Below are 15,029 nucleotides of genomic sequence, written 5' to 3' on the forward strand. Positions count from 1 at the left end.
CAGCACTCCTCCCCCGCGCCCATCGGCAACCAGCGGGAGGTATGAGTGTTGACGAATACAGGTGAACAACCCGCCACTTTGGAGGCGACCATGAACGCAGCATTGAAGATATGCCAGGAGCGTTACGACGCTCAGTTGCCTCCAGAAGTCAGCGACAGCGACGAGGTAACGGACTGGCTTGAGCATTCGGCGGAGCGCCTGGTGTGCGGCGTCGACATTAAGTGGAAGCGCCGCCATGGCAAGCCACAGGTGGTGACGTTCGACCGCTTCTGCACCTACCTGCAAGGCATCCTTAATCAGCGCCAGATTGACGGTTTGGATGAGCGAGACTCGTTTGCCCGCCTCTTCCTATCGGCGATCCTAGGCAGCCAGGGCGAGGCACGCAATCATGCGTCGGACTTGCTTAGCAATGAGCGCCCAGTCGAGACAGTCGAACGGTTCGCCATGGACCTGCTAAGGCCTTACGCCGCCGATGCGGCAGCAGCAGAGCGTGAGGAAGCCGAAGACGACGTGGATGACGAGTTATGAGCCCGCACGTCGAAGTTTCGACCGCCCTGCTCGCGTTGGATCATCCCGACTCCACAGTTTTTGCAGAGGCACTGGTTGAAGAACTAATAGTGTGTCACTTCACCAGCGGCACCTTCACAGCGGATGAATTTCACCACTACAGCGCCTGGTTACTGAAAGCCAGCCGGAAGCGGCTGGCTCAAATGGATAGAACTGCAACGATCCTAAGTTGAACGACCTGCGTTACGATTTTGTTGTTTTTTAACGCCTTTCCCGTTTTTACGCTCGTACAGATGGTGAATTAACCAAGCAACCAGAAGCAGCCCAGCCAGACAAAAAACCAACACCATCAGCTCTATTGCGGGACCTTCGTGTGAAAACATGTTTCGTTCCTCGTCCTGAAGTATCGCGCCTCACAAACAGGCGCCTCCGAAATTATTCGTAACAATTCGAACATTTTCAGAGTAAACACCAAATTCTGAGGTGACAACCCCTAATGCCCTTAGAACCATTGATCTAGACACGTCACTCGTCGAAAAAACCATTCGCGGGCACATCAGAATCAGCGGCGCATATACAAGGAGAAGGCCATGACTACTGCACCAGTCCAATCACTGATCGACGAGCAGCTTGAGGATATCAGCGCTCACAACCTACGCGAGGCGTACAGCCTGGCAGAGCGCCGCGGCTTCTACGGTGCACCAATTGAGCAATATGCAGAACCTGGTTACGGCGGTCGCGTCCTCCAGGTCCTGCGCTATAGGGTTGAGCAGCAGAGTTGATCAACCTTTCCCTTTGTTCTTGTTCTTCGCACTGCCCTGCCGCGCTTTGAATTTAGGATTGGATTTGCAGATCACGTAGATCCGGCCCCGGCGCTTCACGATCTGGCAGTCGCGATGACGGTTTTTAGCTTCTTTGAGTGAGGACAGCACTTTCATAGGTGAGGCTCCTTACATTAAGTTGATACGTTATTACGTATCTTAAATACGAATAAGAACGTTTATCAACTCTTATTTCCCCTACCCCTTTCATCGCTGCGAGCATCGCGGCAAGGAATCCCCATGTCCGCAGTAATGAAGCAGGACGACAACACGCCTGCGATGTCGGAGGCCGCGCTCGTTGAAGTGCTGAGCAGCAGCCTCTATCCCGGCGCAGAAAAGAACTCTGTAGTGATGGTGTTGGCTTACTGCCAGGCGGCCCACCTGGACCCAATGTTGAAGCCGGTGCACATCGTCCCGATCTGGAACTCGAAGACGAAAAAGATGCAGGACACAGTGATGCCTGGCATCGGCCTGTACCGCATCCAAGCGGCACGCACCGGCCAGTACGCCGGAATCAGCGAGCCTGAATATGGCCCTCCAGTAACGGCGAAGCTGAGCGGCGTAGAAGTCACGTATCCCGAATGGTGCCGCGTGACCGTCAAGCGGCAGATGAGCAACGGGCTTGTTGCCGAATACACGGCCAATGAGCGCTGGCTTGAAAACTACGCGACATCAAGCAAGGACACTGCGGCGCCCAACGCCATGTGGAAGCGCCGAGCATTTGCCCAGCTCGCCAAATGCGCCGAGGCCCAGGCCCTGCGCAAAGCTTTCCCTGAAGTTGGATCAGCGCCAACGGCCGACGAGATGGAAGGTAAAGCGTTCGAGGAGCCGGCGCGCGATGTAAGCCCACAACAGCAGGCTCAGCCTGAACCGGAAGCGCTGCCCGCCTACTCCGACGAACTGTTAACCGAGAACATCGTGAAGTGGCAGCCATTGATCGACTCGAACCGCACCAGCCCCGAACACCTCATTGCGACCATCAGCAGCAAGTACACGCTGAGCCCGGCGCAGATTGAAAAAATCACCAACCTCAAAGCCCTCGATGGAGACGCCGCATGAAAATTCACAACGTAGCTCAAGGCTCCGCCGAGTGGCTTACCCTTCGCGCCAAGTTCCGCACCGCCTCCGAAGCCCCGGCAATGATGGGCGCTTCGAAGTACCAAACCCGGACCGATCTGCTGGCGGCCAAGAAGACCGGCATCACGCCCGATATTACGCCGTCTCAGCAGTTCATCTTCGACAAGGGCCACGCTACTGAAGCTCTGGCCCGCCCGCTGGCTGAAGCATTGATCGGCGAAGAGCTTTATCCGATCGTTGCTACCGAGGGCAATCTGCTCGCCTCCATGGACGGAGCCACAATGCTCGGCGAGACGCTGTTCGAGCACAAACTTTGGAACGAGTCGGTCGTGGCCCAGGTGAAGGCTGGCGACCTGGCTCCGCACTACTACTGGCAGCTTGAGCAGCAACTGCTGGTCAGCGGCGCAGAGCGAGTGATCTTTGTTTGTTCGGACGGCACGCCGGAAAACTTCGTGCACATGGAGTACCGGCCCGTCGCCGGCCGTGCGGCCCAGTTGATCGAGGGCTGGAAACAGTTCGAGGCAGACTTGGCCAACTTCGAGATGGCCAACGCGCCTTCAATTGTCGTCGGCAAGGCGCCTGATGAGTTGCCAGCCTTGCGCATCGAGCTGACTGGCATGGTTACCGCCAGCAACCTGAAGGTGTTCGAAGACTCGGCGCTCGCTGTCATCGACTCGGTGAAAACCACACTTTCTACGGACCAGGACTTCGCCGACGCGAAGAAGGCGGTCAAGTGGTGTGGCGATGTCGAGGAAGCTGTTGCTGTCGCCAAAAAGCAGGCCCTGTCGCAGACCCAAAGCATCGACGAGCTGTTTTCGTCGCTGGATCGCATCAGTGCGCATGCCCGCGAGACTCGCCTGAAGGTCGACAAGCTGGTGAAGGCCCAGGAACTTCTGGTAAAGACCACCATAAAGCAAAAGGCCGAGCTAGCGCTTGCGGAGCACATAGCGGGGATCAACAGGACCTTGGGCCAGGTGGCGCTGCCTCATGTGCACGTCGACTTCGCCGGCGCCATGAAGAGCAAGCGCACAATCGCCAGCCTCCAGGACGCAGTTGATACCGAGCTTGCCCGCGCGAAGATCGATGCAAGCCAGGCAGCCGACGGCATCCGCTTGAACCTGACCAGTCTTGCAGAGCTCGCCGTTGATCATGCCTTCCTGTTCAGCGACGTGCAGCAGCTGGTGACCAAGGCAAACGATGACCTGGTAACGCTGATCAAATTCCGCATTTCCGAACACCAGAAGACGGAGCAGGCAAAGGCCGACGCGAAGCGCATCGCCGAAGAGCAGGAAGCCCAGCGACTGGCAGCCATCAAGCCAGAGCCAGTCGTGGAGAAAGTGGCGGCGCCCGAGCCAGTCCGCGCCGCGCCAGTTCAGACAGCGGCACCCGTCTCCCAGGCTACAAAGCCAGTAACGAGCCACGTGGTCGAGCAGGTAGCGCTGCAGGCCAGCGTGACAGACTTCGAGGCACTGATCAAAGCGGTGGCATATGGTCAGGCGCCGGTCACGCTGCTTTTGGTCAACTGGGAAGCGCTCGACGCGATGGTTGCAGCGCAGGGTGCAAACTTCAGCATGGCCGGGGTGACACTCGGCAAGGCGGCAGCATGATCAGCAACCTCAGATCTGATATCGAGTTCCGACGCGAGAAAGCGCTGGAGCTTTCCAGCCAGGTACGTCAGCACCTGGCCGCCGGCGGCAGGCTCACAATCGACGACAGCCCGGCGATCAATCCAGCCCCGGCGAAGCGTTCGGAATTCATCGACCCGGCAACCATCCTCAAGCGCCGCAAGCCGCCCATCACCCGGGCCGAGCGTGAGGCGCTGCGCAAATTGGCGGAGGCATTATGAGCAAGCGTAAGCTTCACAACCTACAGGCGCGCATCGCCCGGTCGTGCCGCTCATTGCTGGCATCCAACCACGTCGCGGTGGTGAACATCGATCCCAGCGGCCGCCAGGGCATGATCAATTACAAGTCACTCAAGAACATCGCGCCCGGGAAGATTGGCCAGGCCGTGTGCGGCATTCCTCACCGCTGGACGATCTACATGAGCGCCATGTGCATTGACGCTCGCGGCGACCGCTACAGCAAGTCGGTGGAACTGGCGCCGGACGGGGTTTACCTGTCCGACCACCTGGAAGACGTGATCGAGCATTGCTACATGAAGCTGCGCGCCGAGGCCAACCAAAGCCAGATGGTGGCCTCCGGCTGGATCGCCATTCCCGAGGTGATGTCGCTGGACGAGGCGCACGCCGCACGGATCTTCGAAGCGGTCGACGCGTGGTATCAGCAGAAGGTCACAGCGTGAAGTGCTCCATTAACCACGCGCATCTAAGTCGCCGACAGACTTGGCCGGATTGTCAGGTCAGCGTAATTGGGGTGTCCATAACTGAAAAGCGAATCTGGGCAAGAAGCAGATACGGCTAGGCTCCAGGCAGGACCTTGGGTAAGTGAAGCAGCAGTACACCATGTCGAGACTAGCGAAGAAGTGAAATGAACTTTTGAGCACTGACATCCTTGGACTTACGCTCCTACCTCGCGATTGAAAATCCGCGCCACGAGGTAATTAACAGATAAAAACGTGGCGCGCCGTCTCTAAGAGAGGATAGTAAATAAATAAGCCAGATATAACGCGACAATCATCCAGCAATTAAAAACAAGCAAACCAAGATCTATACCAACATAAAACCCTTATATATCCAACTCTCGCTCTATTCTTTTTTTCTTTTTTTCTATACATTGATTAATGAAATCCTCATAGGTAGGTTGCTTTGGAAGGCCATCAATGATATTTGATTCGAAATTTCTAAAAAGAACATTGGACAAATATTTTTGACTACGAAAAGATTTAGGCATCAACCAATCTAGTTCATTACGCGTTGGCAACTGAGAAAACAGCATCTTAAGCTGTTCGCAGTGCTCCCCTAAATTCAGCAACCGTCTCGCAGCCTCCTGAGTACCAATTCGAGACTCCAAGATTATCTGCAGCTCGTCGTGGGTTGCCTCATTAGAGCTTGAACTGGAACGAACATAAACAGCGTTTGCCTTTAAATCCCCAGATGCCTTAATTGCAAGATACGGCAAGTCAGAAGGTCTGGAATCAACGAGAAGCACTTGAAACGCCTTCCCCCTGAGATCACTATTTTCTGATTCACGGTAGGTGAAATCGAAAACCTCATAGCTCAAACTTGAAGGAATCAGAGACTTTATCATATTTCCGATGACAGTTTTATCCTTAACTGCTCCAACATCCAAGCCGACAGCTATCGGTTGCTCACCATCCTTCACACCAATCACAAGAACGCCGCCACCGGAGTTACCCAAAGCCAATACATGCTTAGCTAACTTCCCCTTGTCAGGCCAAACCTCTTTGAAATCTACCTCATTAGTTTCGCCTATATTATTTTTAATGAGACTTCTCAAGGTTTCGTAGGAAGGCTTTGCAAAAAACTCTGCGAATCCAGCGTGCAATTGCCTTGATAGGGACATTGAATATCATCCTTTAAGATCATGCGAATTCTTTTGTTCGCGTCTTCGACCGGCCCCATGCCGGTCACCCGTAATACCCCAACCTAAAACAAATTGCCATCAGCGCAAATGGCGGCTTACTCCACTTTGATCTTCAGCTGCGGCTCTGACTCCATCGTCGGTCGGCCCATCTCTGGGTCGTTCGCGTCAAGACAACGGAATTGCAATTCGGCATTTGCGTAGCGCCCGTAACCCGAATCCCTGGACGCCTCTTTGACTGGCATCAACTGCTTTCCCTTCTTGCCACAGAACGCATCGGCTTCTTGGTACAGCTCCGCTTTTACAGCGCCACCACCAAAAGTAGTGAAGCTACCGTCCTTCGCAATCATGTAGGTGTCGCGGCCCATCGGAACAACTCCGGGTCCGGAGCAGCCTGCAATCGCAATAGCTATCGCTGTAGCCAGTAAAAAACGCATTTAAAACTCTCCCTGTAGGTGGTGGCAAATCATAGAGCCATCAAACCGCCACTTCACCAAATTTCACACACAGCCGTATCCGGTCACGGAGGGCGGCGCCTGACTGGAGATAATCCATGGACGACCAGTTCTACCTGCAAGACAGCCGCAGCCACGCCTACGTCGGCGACGGGTTATCGTTCTGGGGCTTCGGTGGCTCTGGGTACGTCACCGACTTGGCCAAGGCCCAGGTGTCCACCCGTGACGGCGTTTGCGATCACCGAGACACCGATATACCTTGGCCCAAGGCCTATATCGACGCCAGGGCGCGTGTTGGTGTCGACTGCCAATATGTCACCTTGAGCGAGGCCCTAGACCAGCACCCCGACGCAGCCGAGTTCTACATCCAGAAGCCGCAGTGCTGGAACGGCAACAACCTGATTTGGCTTTGTGAGGACGGAGTATTCACAAGCGATCTGTCGAAGGCAGTCGTAGTACCGAAGGCTCACACCATCACCTGGATAAGCAAGCTTGGCTCAACAGGCGCCATAGTGTGGCCCAAGCCATACATCGATAAGTTCGCCCGAAGGCTGGTTGAGCGAGACGACGTGAACATCAAGGAGGCCTTGCGTGGCACCGGCATAAAACTGGCCAAGCCGCAAAAGCCGCGAATGATGATGTTCAACTGCGATGGTTGCGGTCGGTTCATAAGCGACGCGCAGCGCTACCGGGAAGACTGCCGGAACTGCGGAACAAGCAACACGCCTTGAGGAACATCAACGTGAACGCTTGGCGCTGCCCTGCTGCGCGAATTGTTCAAACTCGGCGAGCATGATAACGGCCGTGAACTGCAACTCCCCGTACTGAGCGGCTATCTCGTCAGTCTGGAACGGCCAGTATTTCTTGTAGAAATCTTCCGCCGCTGCCTCAGCTTCCTCCTTTGCGATTTGAAGCTCGAGAAGGCCTGCTTCGTAGTTGTCATCACGCATACATACCTCCTTGATCTGGCTCCATGCCGGTCGCCCGTAATACCCCATATCAACGAATCACGCCAGCCGGTGAGGGTCCACCACGCCTATCCATCGTTTACGAGCATTTACGCACCGGTGGCCTTTTTTCGCTTCAGCAACCACGACATTTTTGGGAATATCAATCTTCGGCCGAAACCAAGGTCGTTTTTAGTATCCACCCAAGCCTGTTCGAGTTCCGCCCTTAGCAAATCGCGGTATTCTTTTATTTTTTGAAGCGGTTTAACTGTAGGACTATCATGCTCGACTCTGATCGCCAGCAAGTTAGCCTCACCACCGAACTTTATTAGTTTTCTAGAACGCCCATCATTTCGACTTAAAAGAAGATTAACTCTAGCACGCAGTTGCGACATCCTAGCGCAGGCTTTGTAGTAGTCATCGGAGCCTTTAAACCCTTCTTGCTTTGAGTTCATATTGACAACATATGTCATAAGAGAAATCAATTCTGCGGCCGCTTCTCTAAGCTCGGCCATCCAATGATGTCTGAAATTACTCAAATTCCCTTGAATTTGATTCCTCTGAACGCCGATCGTTAACCACGCCACTAAAAGCGCTACTACCACTCCAGCTGCAGCCGGAACAACTGTTGCCCAGTCCGTGTCTGAGTCGACATGTATATATATTGGCGAATCTTTAACGCCGATCTCAGTGCCAACTTGACTCGTCAATACTTGCCCTTCGTACTTGATATCAGCAGCGTTTAGTTCAAATGACTTAGGTAAGTCCATATCTTAGCCCGAGTTTAAATCAAGAAGGATACACCATATGGCCATCACTTACGGAAGCGTGTGTAGCGGCATTGAGGCTGCAACACAAGCGTGGCACCCGCTGGGCATGCGCGCCGCATGGTTCGCCGAGATTGAGCCGTTCCCTTCGGCGGTACTGGCCCACCACTATCCCAACGTTCCGAACCACGGCGACATGACCAAGTTGGCGGCCTTGGTGCTGGCCGGCAAGATCCCGGCGCCGGACGCGCTGGTCGGCGGCACCCCATGCCAGGCCTTCTCGGTCGCCGGCCTGCGCGAAGGTCTCACTGACCCGCGCGGCGCCCTCACCATCAAATACGTGGAGCTTGCAGATGCAGTTGACTATGTTCGAACCGCAAGAGGAGAAGCTGAGTGCGTCCTTACCTGGGAGAACGTCCCCGGCGTCCTCAGTGACAAAGGGAACGCCTTCGGATGCTTTCTTGGCGCGCTTGCTGGGGAAGACTGCGAGCTGCAGCCTCCAGGGAAGAAATGGCAGGACGCTGGTTGTGTGTATGGACCCAAAAGAACAATCGCTTGGCGGGTCTTGGACGCCCAATATTTCGGCCTGGCCCAACGACGCCGTCGTGTGTTCGTTGTCGCAAGTGCTCGAGAAGGGTTCGATCCCATCCAGGTACTTTTTGAGCGCGAAGGCGTGCGCCGGGATTCTGCGCCGCGCCGAGGCGAGAAAGCGGACTCTCCCGCCGGCGCTCTTAGAAGCACTGACGGCGGCAGCGATGTCGACCACGCAATAGCAGGCCATCTTCAGTCAGTAGCTTTCGGCGGCGGCGCCAACTGCGAACAGACCGAGGTAGCAACAGCTCTCAGCGCACACCCTGGCGGGACAAGGATGGATGCTGAGACCGAAACATTCGTCGTTACGGCGCCGCTCACAACAAACCAATACGGCGATCATGAGAGCCGGGAAAGTCTGTTGATTGTGGCCGGCACGCTTCAGGCTGGCGGCAAGGCGGCTGGCAGCGCAACCCAACAAGATGCCGAGTCGGGCCTGTTGGTCGTGCACGGCACACAAGATCCTGGTGTCAGCGAAAGGCTCGCCTTTGCCCTGGGCAGGAATAACGGCCAGGAAAACGCGGTGCTGGCTTTCTCCTGCAAGGATCACGGCGCTGACGCCGGGGAGATCGCGCCGACCCTGCGCGCCATGAATCACTCAGGCAGCCACGCCAACGCCGGGGGCCAGGTGGCCGTCTGCATCACTGGCGACATCACTCACACTCTGAAAGCTGAAGGGTTCGATGGGAGTGAGGACGGAACAGGCCGTGGGCAGCCGATAGTCGCATGCCGCGACGTAGCTCAAACCTTGACCAGCAACTACGGCAAGCAAGTGGACAACACCGACTCATCCCTGGGCCCCAACGTTGTGTCTTCCACCAGTGCTGTCCGTCGACTCACTCCCAGCGAGTGCGAACGCCTTCAGGGTATGGCCGACGACTACACCCTGATCCCATGGCGCGGCAAACCAGCCAGCGCATGCCCGGACGGCCCCCGCTACAAGGCGATCGGCAACAGCAAGGCCGTCACCGTGGTTCGATGGATCGGCCAGCGCCTGCTAATCCAGCTTCAGACGTAGATTGCAGTCGACGAGGTGATGATTGGCGCGGGCTCGGTTACCCGGTGTGCCGCCAGCCACTGCCTTGTCTGCTGTACGTCCAAAGACCTCCCCGAAGTCCTCAAGGCCGCGATTAGCGTTCCTGAGGCTCTGTAGTGACCACACCCATCAGAGCATTTCAGTTCATCGAAATCGCCAATGGTCTGAATGTTCTGAGCGGGCTTTTTGCAAATCAAGCAAGTCATTTTCTGATGCTCCTTGTGAATGACCAGCCAACTGTAGCTGATCCCAGAAATGTCACCACTCCACCGCCCGGGCATGGCCCGGCAAGGACTCCCCATGCGCACTAAAGAGAACCAAAACCCGCAATCCACACGACTCGGCACTATGGTATTTACGATCGCCAACGAGCTCGTCAACCACTACGGCAAGAAGCTTGATCGCGAAGCGATCGACGAAATCACGCGCAACCTCACTTGCGAGATGTGCCAGGGACCTACCGCATGGGCATTCAGCGGTAAAAGTCAGCCAGGCGAGCCATTCGTAACGCTCCAGGCAAGCCGCGCCAACCGCGTATACGTGGCGGGGCCCATGACGGGTATCGCTGACTTCAACTACCCCGCCTTCAACGCCGTCGCCGACCACCTGCGCGCCCAGGGCTACGAAATTGAGAACCCCGCAGACCACGGCATCGTCGAGGGTGCCCAGTGGGCCGACTACATGGCCTACAACCTGACCCGCCTGGGCCTATGCGGTGTAATCGCCCTGTTGCCTGACTGGGAGAAGTCACAGGGCGCGCGCCTGGAAGTCCTGATCGCCAAACGCCTCGGCATGACGGTTGTGGATGCCCATGATCTGGTAACGAGGGAGGCTTTATGAGCAGTCAATGGAAACTGGTGCCGATTGAACCGACCGAAACCATGGTGATACACGGTTTCGAGTCGGTGCCTGACGAGAGCTTCACCAACGAGGAAATCTGGGAGCAATACCAAGGGATGAGCGGCTGCCAGCAAGCGGCGTTCCGCGCGAAACTGTGCTGGGCCGCCATGCTCGCCGCCGCTCCGGCAGCGCCTGTCACCAATGAGCGATCCAACAAGGACTATGCCATTGAGCACGCCGAGTACATGGCCAAGTCAGCCGATGACGTGTTGGCGAAGTTCCAGGCATATGGGCTGGCTCTTCTGGCCGTCGATGAGGGCGGCGACGACGGTGAAGGGGAGCTGTTTGAGAGTATCGACTCCACCCGCAGCGACCTGCAGGAAGCTCTGATAGATTTGCGCGGCATGGTTTACGAGTTCCGCAAGCGTGCCGCCAAATCCCGATAGGAGTACATCTGTACTCCACCCGCAAAACCTGTAACCCCTCCCCCTTTCAAAGTCAGCCGCTATAGCGGCAAGGACGAAGTCATGACTGAAGAAACTCAAAAAGCCTGGCCGGATCACTTCCGTTACATCGACACCATTGGCCCGGATGGCCTTGAGGTCCACTGCATCACTTACCAGGTGATTGGCGAAACCGAACAGTGCTACTACATCGGCGACACCCATACCTGCGCGATGGTCAAAGGCCCTCAATACAACTGGACTGCTGAGGCGATCAAGAAACGTCGCAAGCGCGTGCTGAAAGAAGGTGGCGAATGGGGCCGGCGCTTCGCCTACACCGACAAGGCGCTGGCACTGCGCTCGTACAAGGCCCGCAAAGCATGGCAGATGAAGCATGCCCAGTTGTCCATGGAGCGCGCGAAGGCAGCAATCGAATACTTCGGCAACCATGAAGTCGAAAGCACCATACCGACCGAGGCCGTGACCATCCCGAGCGAGTACATTCAAGGATTGGATTGGGGAGATTACTGATGATCGCCACCCTCTGGTTCGCCTAGGTGTACTGCTACAAGGGGCCGCGGTGATGCGGCATCAGGAAGTGAGCGGCTCCTCAGGAGCACGACCATCGAGAATTGGCATTGGGTCGACTTTGACGCCTTTTACGGTGGTTACCCAAGCTGAATAAGCGGAGCTTTGACGAGCGAAGGCTTCATCCCAGCTCGGACCGGAGAGCTCGCCCGCAACTACAAGCATCATTAACTGCGTCGTAGCAGCATCAAGCTCAACAAGAAGAACGTGTGCCTGGAATCGTAGATCTTCTGTGGAATTCATGGTGGCGGTCGATGTTCTGTGGCGGTCTGCAGCCAGTTAACCGAATAGTTCTCCTACCTTGATTGCGGCAGGACAACCTATACACGAAACACCTGTTTGTACAAAAAAAGGTTGAAAAGTTCCGTATAGCAGTTCGGCTAACACCCTCCCCTTTTTTGCCCCTCCTCCAACTCAAAAGCCTGCCGGTGAGCGGCGGGCGAGGTACTCCTGCATGAAAGATTCGTCCGCGAAAGATGTCCTCGATGAAATGACGAAGGATGAACTGGTTGCCTGGATCAAGAACCAGTACTTCTTCCGCCCAAAACGAAGCGACGTTCTGTATCTGCGCTGGGAACGGCAATCCGCCGAAGTTCTCGACGAGATGCAAAAGGAAAACCGGGCGTTGGATGGTGTGGATTTCAAGGCGCGCGACCGGCTTGCAGCCCAACTCAATGAGTCGAAAGACCCTGAAGAGAAACTTCGGCTTCTCAAGCAAATCGAGCCTTACGACAAGGCTATGTCAGACCACATCAAACGCTCACAGGCCATCGACAGGAAAAGCAAAAGAGTCGACGCCCTCTACGAGCAAATCGACATAGAGCGCCAGAAAGAGAGCGGACGCCGGACAGCATAACCCCACCTTCTGCCGCCCAGCGCGGCAAGGACACCAAATGACCATTACCAAAATCATCAAAGGCCCAAACCGCTTTGGCGGTTATTGGTGGGTGATCGCGGAATGCAGCGGAATCAAGCAGCACATGTCCTTCCGCACAGAACAGCAGGCACGCGCCGTCGCCCCGGGCCAGGACAGCGTGACTATCCACTGAACACTCTGCCGCCGCACGCAGAGTAGATCTTCACCATGAACATCATTAAGACGCTGCCCAGCATGGGCGGCAGGAGGAAGGTATGGGCGCTCAACAGCTGATCCCGCGCTTCATTCGAGCCAAAGAGGCTCCGGGTTATCTGGGCATGTGCCGGGCAATCTTCGACGAGACCGTCAGACCCTTCGTCAGCGAGTTCCCAATCGGCGGGCGTGGCGTCGGGTTCGATCGGCAAGAACTGGACGACTGGGCCACGGCATACGTCGAGGCAAAGGCGATTGATAAAAAAGGCGCAACGGAGCAACAATCGCCCCGCAGCGAGCGCCGGAAAGGAGATAAATCATGGCGCGAAAATCGATCACAGGCCTCTCCCAAAGGAAAGGTATCTGGCATATCGACAAGAAAATCAACGGAGAACGACTTTACGAAAGCACTGGAACTGGTGACCGGGAAGAAGCGGAACGCTACCTGATTTATAGGTTGGAGCAGATCCGGCAACAGAAGGTGTATGGAGTAAAGAAGGTAAGGACGTGGCGGGAGGCGGCAACTCGCTTCCTGCTGGAGTTCAAAGACCAGCCGTCAATCAAGCTATCCGCCCACCACCTTTCACAGCTGGACCCATTCATTGGCGACATGCCGCTGACCCATATCGATGACCAGGCCCTGGTGCCGTTCATCAAAGACAGGCTGGCGACGAAGAAGCTGGAGAACGGGAAGATCAAGAAGGGCGTCAGCAACAGAACGGTGAACATTTCGATAGAACGCGTGGTTCGGATTTTGTCGTTGTGTGCCAGGAAGTGGCGAGACGATGAGCGCAGGCCGTGGCTGGATAGCGTGCCGATGCTCACGAAGCTGGAAGAGAAGAAGTCGAGCCGTAAGCCATACCCAATGTCATGGCCGGAGCAGTCGATTCTTTTCGGGGAGTTGCCGGCGCACCTGCAAACGATGGCGCTGTTCAAGGTGAACACCGGCACCCGGGAGCAGGAAGTCTGCAAGCTGAGGTGGGATTGGGAGATCGCGGTACCGGAACTGGGCACCAGCGTATTTCTGATACCGGCCGACTTTGGTGGCCGGCATGAGCGCTCTGGCGTGAAAAATGGTGACGAAAGGTTGGTGGTGCTGAACAGCGTGGCCAGGTCGATCATTGAGAAGCAACGCGGCATCAGCAAGGAGTGGGTCTTCCCATACAACGGAACCGCGATGCACCGCATGAACGACTCAGCCTGGAAGAAGGCGCGGGTGAGAGCGGCGAAACTCTGGCAGGAGGAAAACCTTCGCCCCGCTCACCCTGGGTATGCATCCATCAGGATCCATGACCTCAAGCACACATTTGGCCGCCGGCTGCGCGCAGCAGGCGTAACCGAAGAAGATCGCAAGGCCCTGCTGGGGCACAAGAACGGCAGCATCACCAGTCACTACTCGGGCGCTGAACTCGGGCATCTGATCGAAGCTGCGAACATGGTATCAGCAACCGATTCTCGCGGACCGGTCCTGACAATTTTGAAGAGGAAGCAGGCGTGAAAAATATAGAAGTCACGCAAAAGTCACGCACATGAAAAAGGCCAATGCTGTGAACATTGGCCTAAGTCATTGAAAAATATGGTCGGGACGGAGTGATTCGAACACTCGACCCCTAGCACCCCATGCTAGTGCGCTACCGGACTGCGCTACGCCCCGACTAGGCGTGTTACTGGGTACGCTTCTTGACGAAGCGATCCGGAATATACCGCAAGCTTTTGAAATGTGGAAGTATTTTAAAAGCCGGAATTACTTTTTCAGAACCACCAGCACATCTTCGAGTTCGGCGATCATCTGGCGGATCATTTGTTTGTATTGGGTGGTGTCGTCTTTGGCTTCATCACCGGACATGCGTTGGCGCGCGCCGCTGATGGTGAACCCCTGATCGTACAGCAACGCACGGATCTGTCGGATCATCAGCACATCCTGGCGCTGATAATACCGACGGTTCCCGGTGCGTTTGACGGGGTTGAGTTGAGGAAACTCCTGCTCCCAATAGCGCAGTACGTGCGGTTTTACCGCACAGAGCTCGCTGACTTCACCAATGGTGAAGTAGCGTTTGCCTGGGATGACGGGTAGCTCGTCGTTATGACTTGGTTCCAGCATAAGCCTCAACTCGGGCCTTCAACTTCTGCCCTGGACGAAAGGTGACCACACGGCGAGCCGTGATCGGGATTTCTTCTCCCGTTTTTGGATTGCGGCCAGGCCGCTGGCGTTTGTCCCGCAGGTCAAAATTGCCGAAACCGGACAATTTGACCTGTTCGTTGTCTTCCAGAGCGTGTCTGATCTCTTCAAAAAACAGCTCGACCAATTCCTTGGCCTCGCGCTTGTTCAGACCCAACTCTTCGTACAGACGTTCCGCCATCTCAGCTTTCGTCAAAGCCCCCATA

General features: G+C 55.9%; 25 protein-coding genes and 1 tRNA gene. 16 read left to right on the plus strand and 10 right to left on the minus strand.

What is annotated here, in order from left to right; genetic code table 11:
* Positions 1–45: 45 nt before the first annotated feature.
* Together PF1751_RS18240 and PF1751_RS18245 are read left to right on the plus strand one after the other, a co-directional pair.
* Positions 46–528 (plus strand): hypothetical protein, encoded by a 483-nt coding sequence (locus tag PF1751_RS18240; protein ID WP_226994523.1) that lies wholly within the window; start codon positions 46–48, stop codon positions 526–528.
* Positions 525–740 (plus strand): hypothetical protein, encoded by a 216-nt coding sequence (locus PF1751_RS18245; protein WP_044287520.1) that lies wholly within the window; start codon positions 525–527, stop codon positions 738–740. The genes PF1751_RS18240 and PF1751_RS18245 overlap by 4 nt, the downstream gene beginning before the upstream one ends.
* Here PF1751_RS18245 and PF1751_RS29295 read toward each other — a convergent pair.
* Positions 732–890 (minus strand): hypothetical protein, encoded by a 159-nt coding sequence (locus tag PF1751_RS29295; RefSeq protein WP_167337371.1) that lies wholly within the window; start codon positions 888–890, stop codon positions 732–734. The genes PF1751_RS18245 and PF1751_RS29295 overlap by 9 nt on opposite strands.
* 207 nt (positions 891–1,097) lie before the next feature.
* Between PF1751_RS29295 and PF1751_RS18250 the strand changes: the two genes are divergently transcribed.
* Positions 1,098–1,289: a hypothetical protein gene (locus PF1751_RS18250; RefSeq protein WP_044287521.1), complete on the plus strand. Its 192-nt coding sequence runs from the start codon at positions 1,098–1,100 to the stop codon at positions 1,287–1,289.
* On the opposite strand, the gene ykgO is transcribed toward PF1751_RS18250, so the two are convergent.
* Complete coding sequence (gene ykgO / locus PF1751_RS18255) at positions 1,290–1,445, minus strand: type B 50S ribosomal protein L36 (RefSeq protein ID WP_017255737.1); 156 nt, start codon at positions 1,443–1,445, stop codon at positions 1,290–1,292.
* Between the two features lie 135 nt (positions 1,446–1,580).
* Between ykgO and bet the strand changes: the two genes are divergently transcribed.
* From bet to PF1751_RS18275, 4 genes are read left to right on the plus strand one after another with little or no spacing between them, the layout of a single operon-like run.
* Positions 1,581–2,387: a phage recombination protein Bet gene (gene bet / locus PF1751_RS18260; RefSeq protein WP_044287522.1), complete on the plus strand. Its 807-nt coding sequence runs from the start codon at positions 1,581–1,583 to the stop codon at positions 2,385–2,387.
* Positions 2,384–4,012: a YqaJ viral recombinase family protein gene (locus PF1751_RS18265; RefSeq protein ID WP_044287523.1), complete on the plus strand. Its 1,629-nt coding sequence runs from the start codon at positions 2,384–2,386 to the stop codon at positions 4,010–4,012. The genes bet and PF1751_RS18265 overlap by 4 nt, the downstream gene beginning before the upstream one ends.
* Positions 4,009–4,251: a hypothetical protein gene (locus tag PF1751_RS18270; RefSeq protein ID WP_044287524.1), complete on the plus strand. Its 243-nt coding sequence runs from the start codon at positions 4,009–4,011 to the stop codon at positions 4,249–4,251. The genes PF1751_RS18265 and PF1751_RS18270 overlap by 4 nt, the downstream gene beginning before the upstream one ends.
* On the plus strand, positions 4,248–4,709 hold the full coding sequence (locus tag PF1751_RS18275) for a hypothetical protein (protein WP_044287525.1): 462 nt from the start codon (positions 4,248–4,250) through the stop codon (positions 4,707–4,709). The genes PF1751_RS18270 and PF1751_RS18275 overlap by 4 nt, the downstream gene beginning before the upstream one ends.
* A 383-nt stretch (positions 4,710–5,092) precedes the next feature.
* Here the strand turns inward: PF1751_RS18275 and PF1751_RS18280 are convergent, their stop codons facing one another.
* Both PF1751_RS18280 and PF1751_RS18285 read right to left on the minus strand, forming a co-directional pair.
* Positions 5,093–5,890: an AlbA family DNA-binding domain-containing protein gene (locus PF1751_RS18280; RefSeq protein ID WP_044287526.1), complete on the minus strand. Its 798-nt coding sequence runs from the start codon at positions 5,888–5,890 to the stop codon at positions 5,093–5,095.
* A 116-nt stretch (positions 5,891–6,006) separates the two neighbouring features.
* Positions 6,007–6,345 carry a hypothetical protein gene (locus PF1751_RS18285; protein ID WP_144407266.1) on the minus strand — a complete coding sequence of 113 codons (339 nt, stop codon included), beginning with the start codon at positions 6,343–6,345 and terminating at the stop codon, positions 6,007–6,009.
* Between the two features lie 116 nt (positions 6,346–6,461).
* On the opposite strand from PF1751_RS18285, the gene PF1751_RS18290 reads away from it, so the two are divergent.
* Positions 6,462–7,094: a hypothetical protein gene (locus PF1751_RS18290; protein WP_044287529.1), complete on the plus strand. Its 633-nt coding sequence runs from the start codon at positions 6,462–6,464 to the stop codon at positions 7,092–7,094.
* A 6-nt stretch (positions 7,095–7,100) separates the two neighbouring features.
* Here the strand turns inward: PF1751_RS18290 and PF1751_RS18295 are convergent, their stop codons facing one another.
* Positions 7,101–7,313: a hypothetical protein gene (locus tag PF1751_RS18295; RefSeq protein WP_044287531.1), complete on the minus strand. Its 213-nt coding sequence runs from the start codon at positions 7,311–7,313 to the stop codon at positions 7,101–7,103.
* 107 nt (positions 7,314–7,420) lie between these two features.
* The gene (locus tag PF1751_RS18300) at positions 7,421–8,080 is read right to left on the minus strand and encodes a hypothetical protein (protein WP_044287533.1); all 660 of its coding nucleotides are present in this window, start codon (positions 8,078–8,080) and stop codon (positions 7,421–7,423) included.
* A 37-nt stretch (positions 8,081–8,117) separates the two neighbouring features.
* Between PF1751_RS18300 and PF1751_RS18305 the strand changes: the two genes are divergently transcribed.
* From PF1751_RS18305 to PF1751_RS18325, 4 genes are all read left to right on the plus strand, one after another.
* Positions 8,118–9,686, plus strand: coding sequence for a DNA cytosine methyltransferase (locus tag PF1751_RS18305; RefSeq protein ID WP_044287535.1), 1,569 nt, complete (start codon positions 8,118–8,120; stop codon positions 9,684–9,686).
* A gap of 318 nt (positions 9,687–10,004) precedes the next feature.
* Positions 10,005–10,544, plus strand: a complete 540-nt coding sequence (locus tag PF1751_RS18315; protein WP_226994524.1) for a DUF4406 domain-containing protein — start codon at positions 10,005–10,007, stop codon at positions 10,542–10,544.
* Positions 10,541–10,990, plus strand: coding sequence for a hypothetical protein (locus PF1751_RS18320; protein WP_044287539.1), 450 nt, complete (start codon positions 10,541–10,543; stop codon positions 10,988–10,990). Before PF1751_RS18315 ends, PF1751_RS18320 begins: the two co-directional genes overlap by 4 nt.
* Before the next feature lie 81 nt (positions 10,991–11,071).
* On the plus strand, positions 11,072–11,518 hold the full coding sequence (locus tag PF1751_RS18325; protein WP_044287540.1) for a hypothetical protein: 447 nt from the start codon (positions 11,072–11,074) through the stop codon (positions 11,516–11,518).
* A gap of 60 nt (positions 11,519–11,578) precedes the next feature.
* On the opposite strand, the gene PF1751_RS28520 is transcribed toward PF1751_RS18325, so the two are convergent.
* A complete protein-coding gene (locus PF1751_RS28520; protein ID WP_080923219.1) occupies positions 11,579–11,818 on the minus strand; it encodes a hypothetical protein in 240 nt (79 codons plus the stop codon).
* 211 nt (positions 11,819–12,029) lie between these two features.
* Here PF1751_RS28520 and PF1751_RS18330 point away from each other — a divergent pair, with 211 nt between their 5' ends.
* The 4 genes from PF1751_RS18330 to PF1751_RS18340 all read left to right on the plus strand — a co-directional run bounded on the left by PF1751_RS18330 (position 12,030) and on the right by PF1751_RS18340 (position 14,142).
* On the plus strand, positions 12,030–12,431 hold the full coding sequence (locus PF1751_RS18330; protein WP_044287542.1) for a hypothetical protein: 402 nt from the start codon (positions 12,030–12,032) through the stop codon (positions 12,429–12,431).
* A 37-nt stretch (positions 12,432–12,468) separates the two neighbouring features.
* A complete protein-coding gene (locus PF1751_RS29140) occupies positions 12,469–12,624 on the plus strand; it encodes a hypothetical protein (protein ID WP_158497711.1) in 156 nt (51 codons plus the stop codon).
* Between the two features lie 82 nt (positions 12,625–12,706).
* Positions 12,707–13,093: a hypothetical protein gene (locus tag PF1751_RS29545; RefSeq protein WP_226994525.1), complete on the plus strand. Its 387-nt coding sequence runs from the start codon at positions 12,707–12,709 to the stop codon at positions 13,091–13,093.
* On the plus strand, positions 12,979–14,142 hold the full coding sequence (locus PF1751_RS18340; protein ID WP_226994563.1) for a tyrosine-type recombinase/integrase: 1,164 nt from the start codon (positions 12,979–12,981) through the stop codon (positions 14,140–14,142). Before PF1751_RS29545 ends, PF1751_RS18340 begins: the two co-directional genes overlap by 115 nt.
* A 79-nt stretch (positions 14,143–14,221) precedes the next feature.
* Here PF1751_RS18340 and PF1751_RS18345 read toward each other — a convergent pair.
* From PF1751_RS18345 to ihfA, 3 genes are all read right to left on the minus strand, one after another.
* A tRNA-Pro gene (locus PF1751_RS18345) sits at positions 14,222–14,298 on the minus strand.
* A 90-nt stretch (positions 14,299–14,388) separates the two neighbouring features.
* Positions 14,389–14,745: a MerR family transcriptional regulator gene (locus PF1751_RS18350; protein ID WP_010209127.1), complete on the minus strand. Its 357-nt coding sequence runs from the start codon at positions 14,743–14,745 to the stop codon at positions 14,389–14,391.
* Positions 14,726–15,028 carry an integration host factor subunit alpha gene (gene ihfA, locus PF1751_RS18355; RefSeq protein ID WP_002553164.1) on the minus strand — a complete coding sequence of 101 codons (303 nt, stop codon included), beginning with the start codon at positions 15,026–15,028 and terminating at the stop codon, positions 14,726–14,728. The genes PF1751_RS18350 and ihfA overlap by 20 nt, the downstream gene beginning before the upstream one ends.
* Position 15,029: the final 1 nt, after the last annotated feature.

The sequence above is a fragment of the Pseudomonas simiae genome (assembly GCF_000934565.1).
Classification (GTDB): Bacteria; Pseudomonadota; Gammaproteobacteria; order Pseudomonadales; family Pseudomonadaceae; genus Aquipseudomonas; species Aquipseudomonas simiae.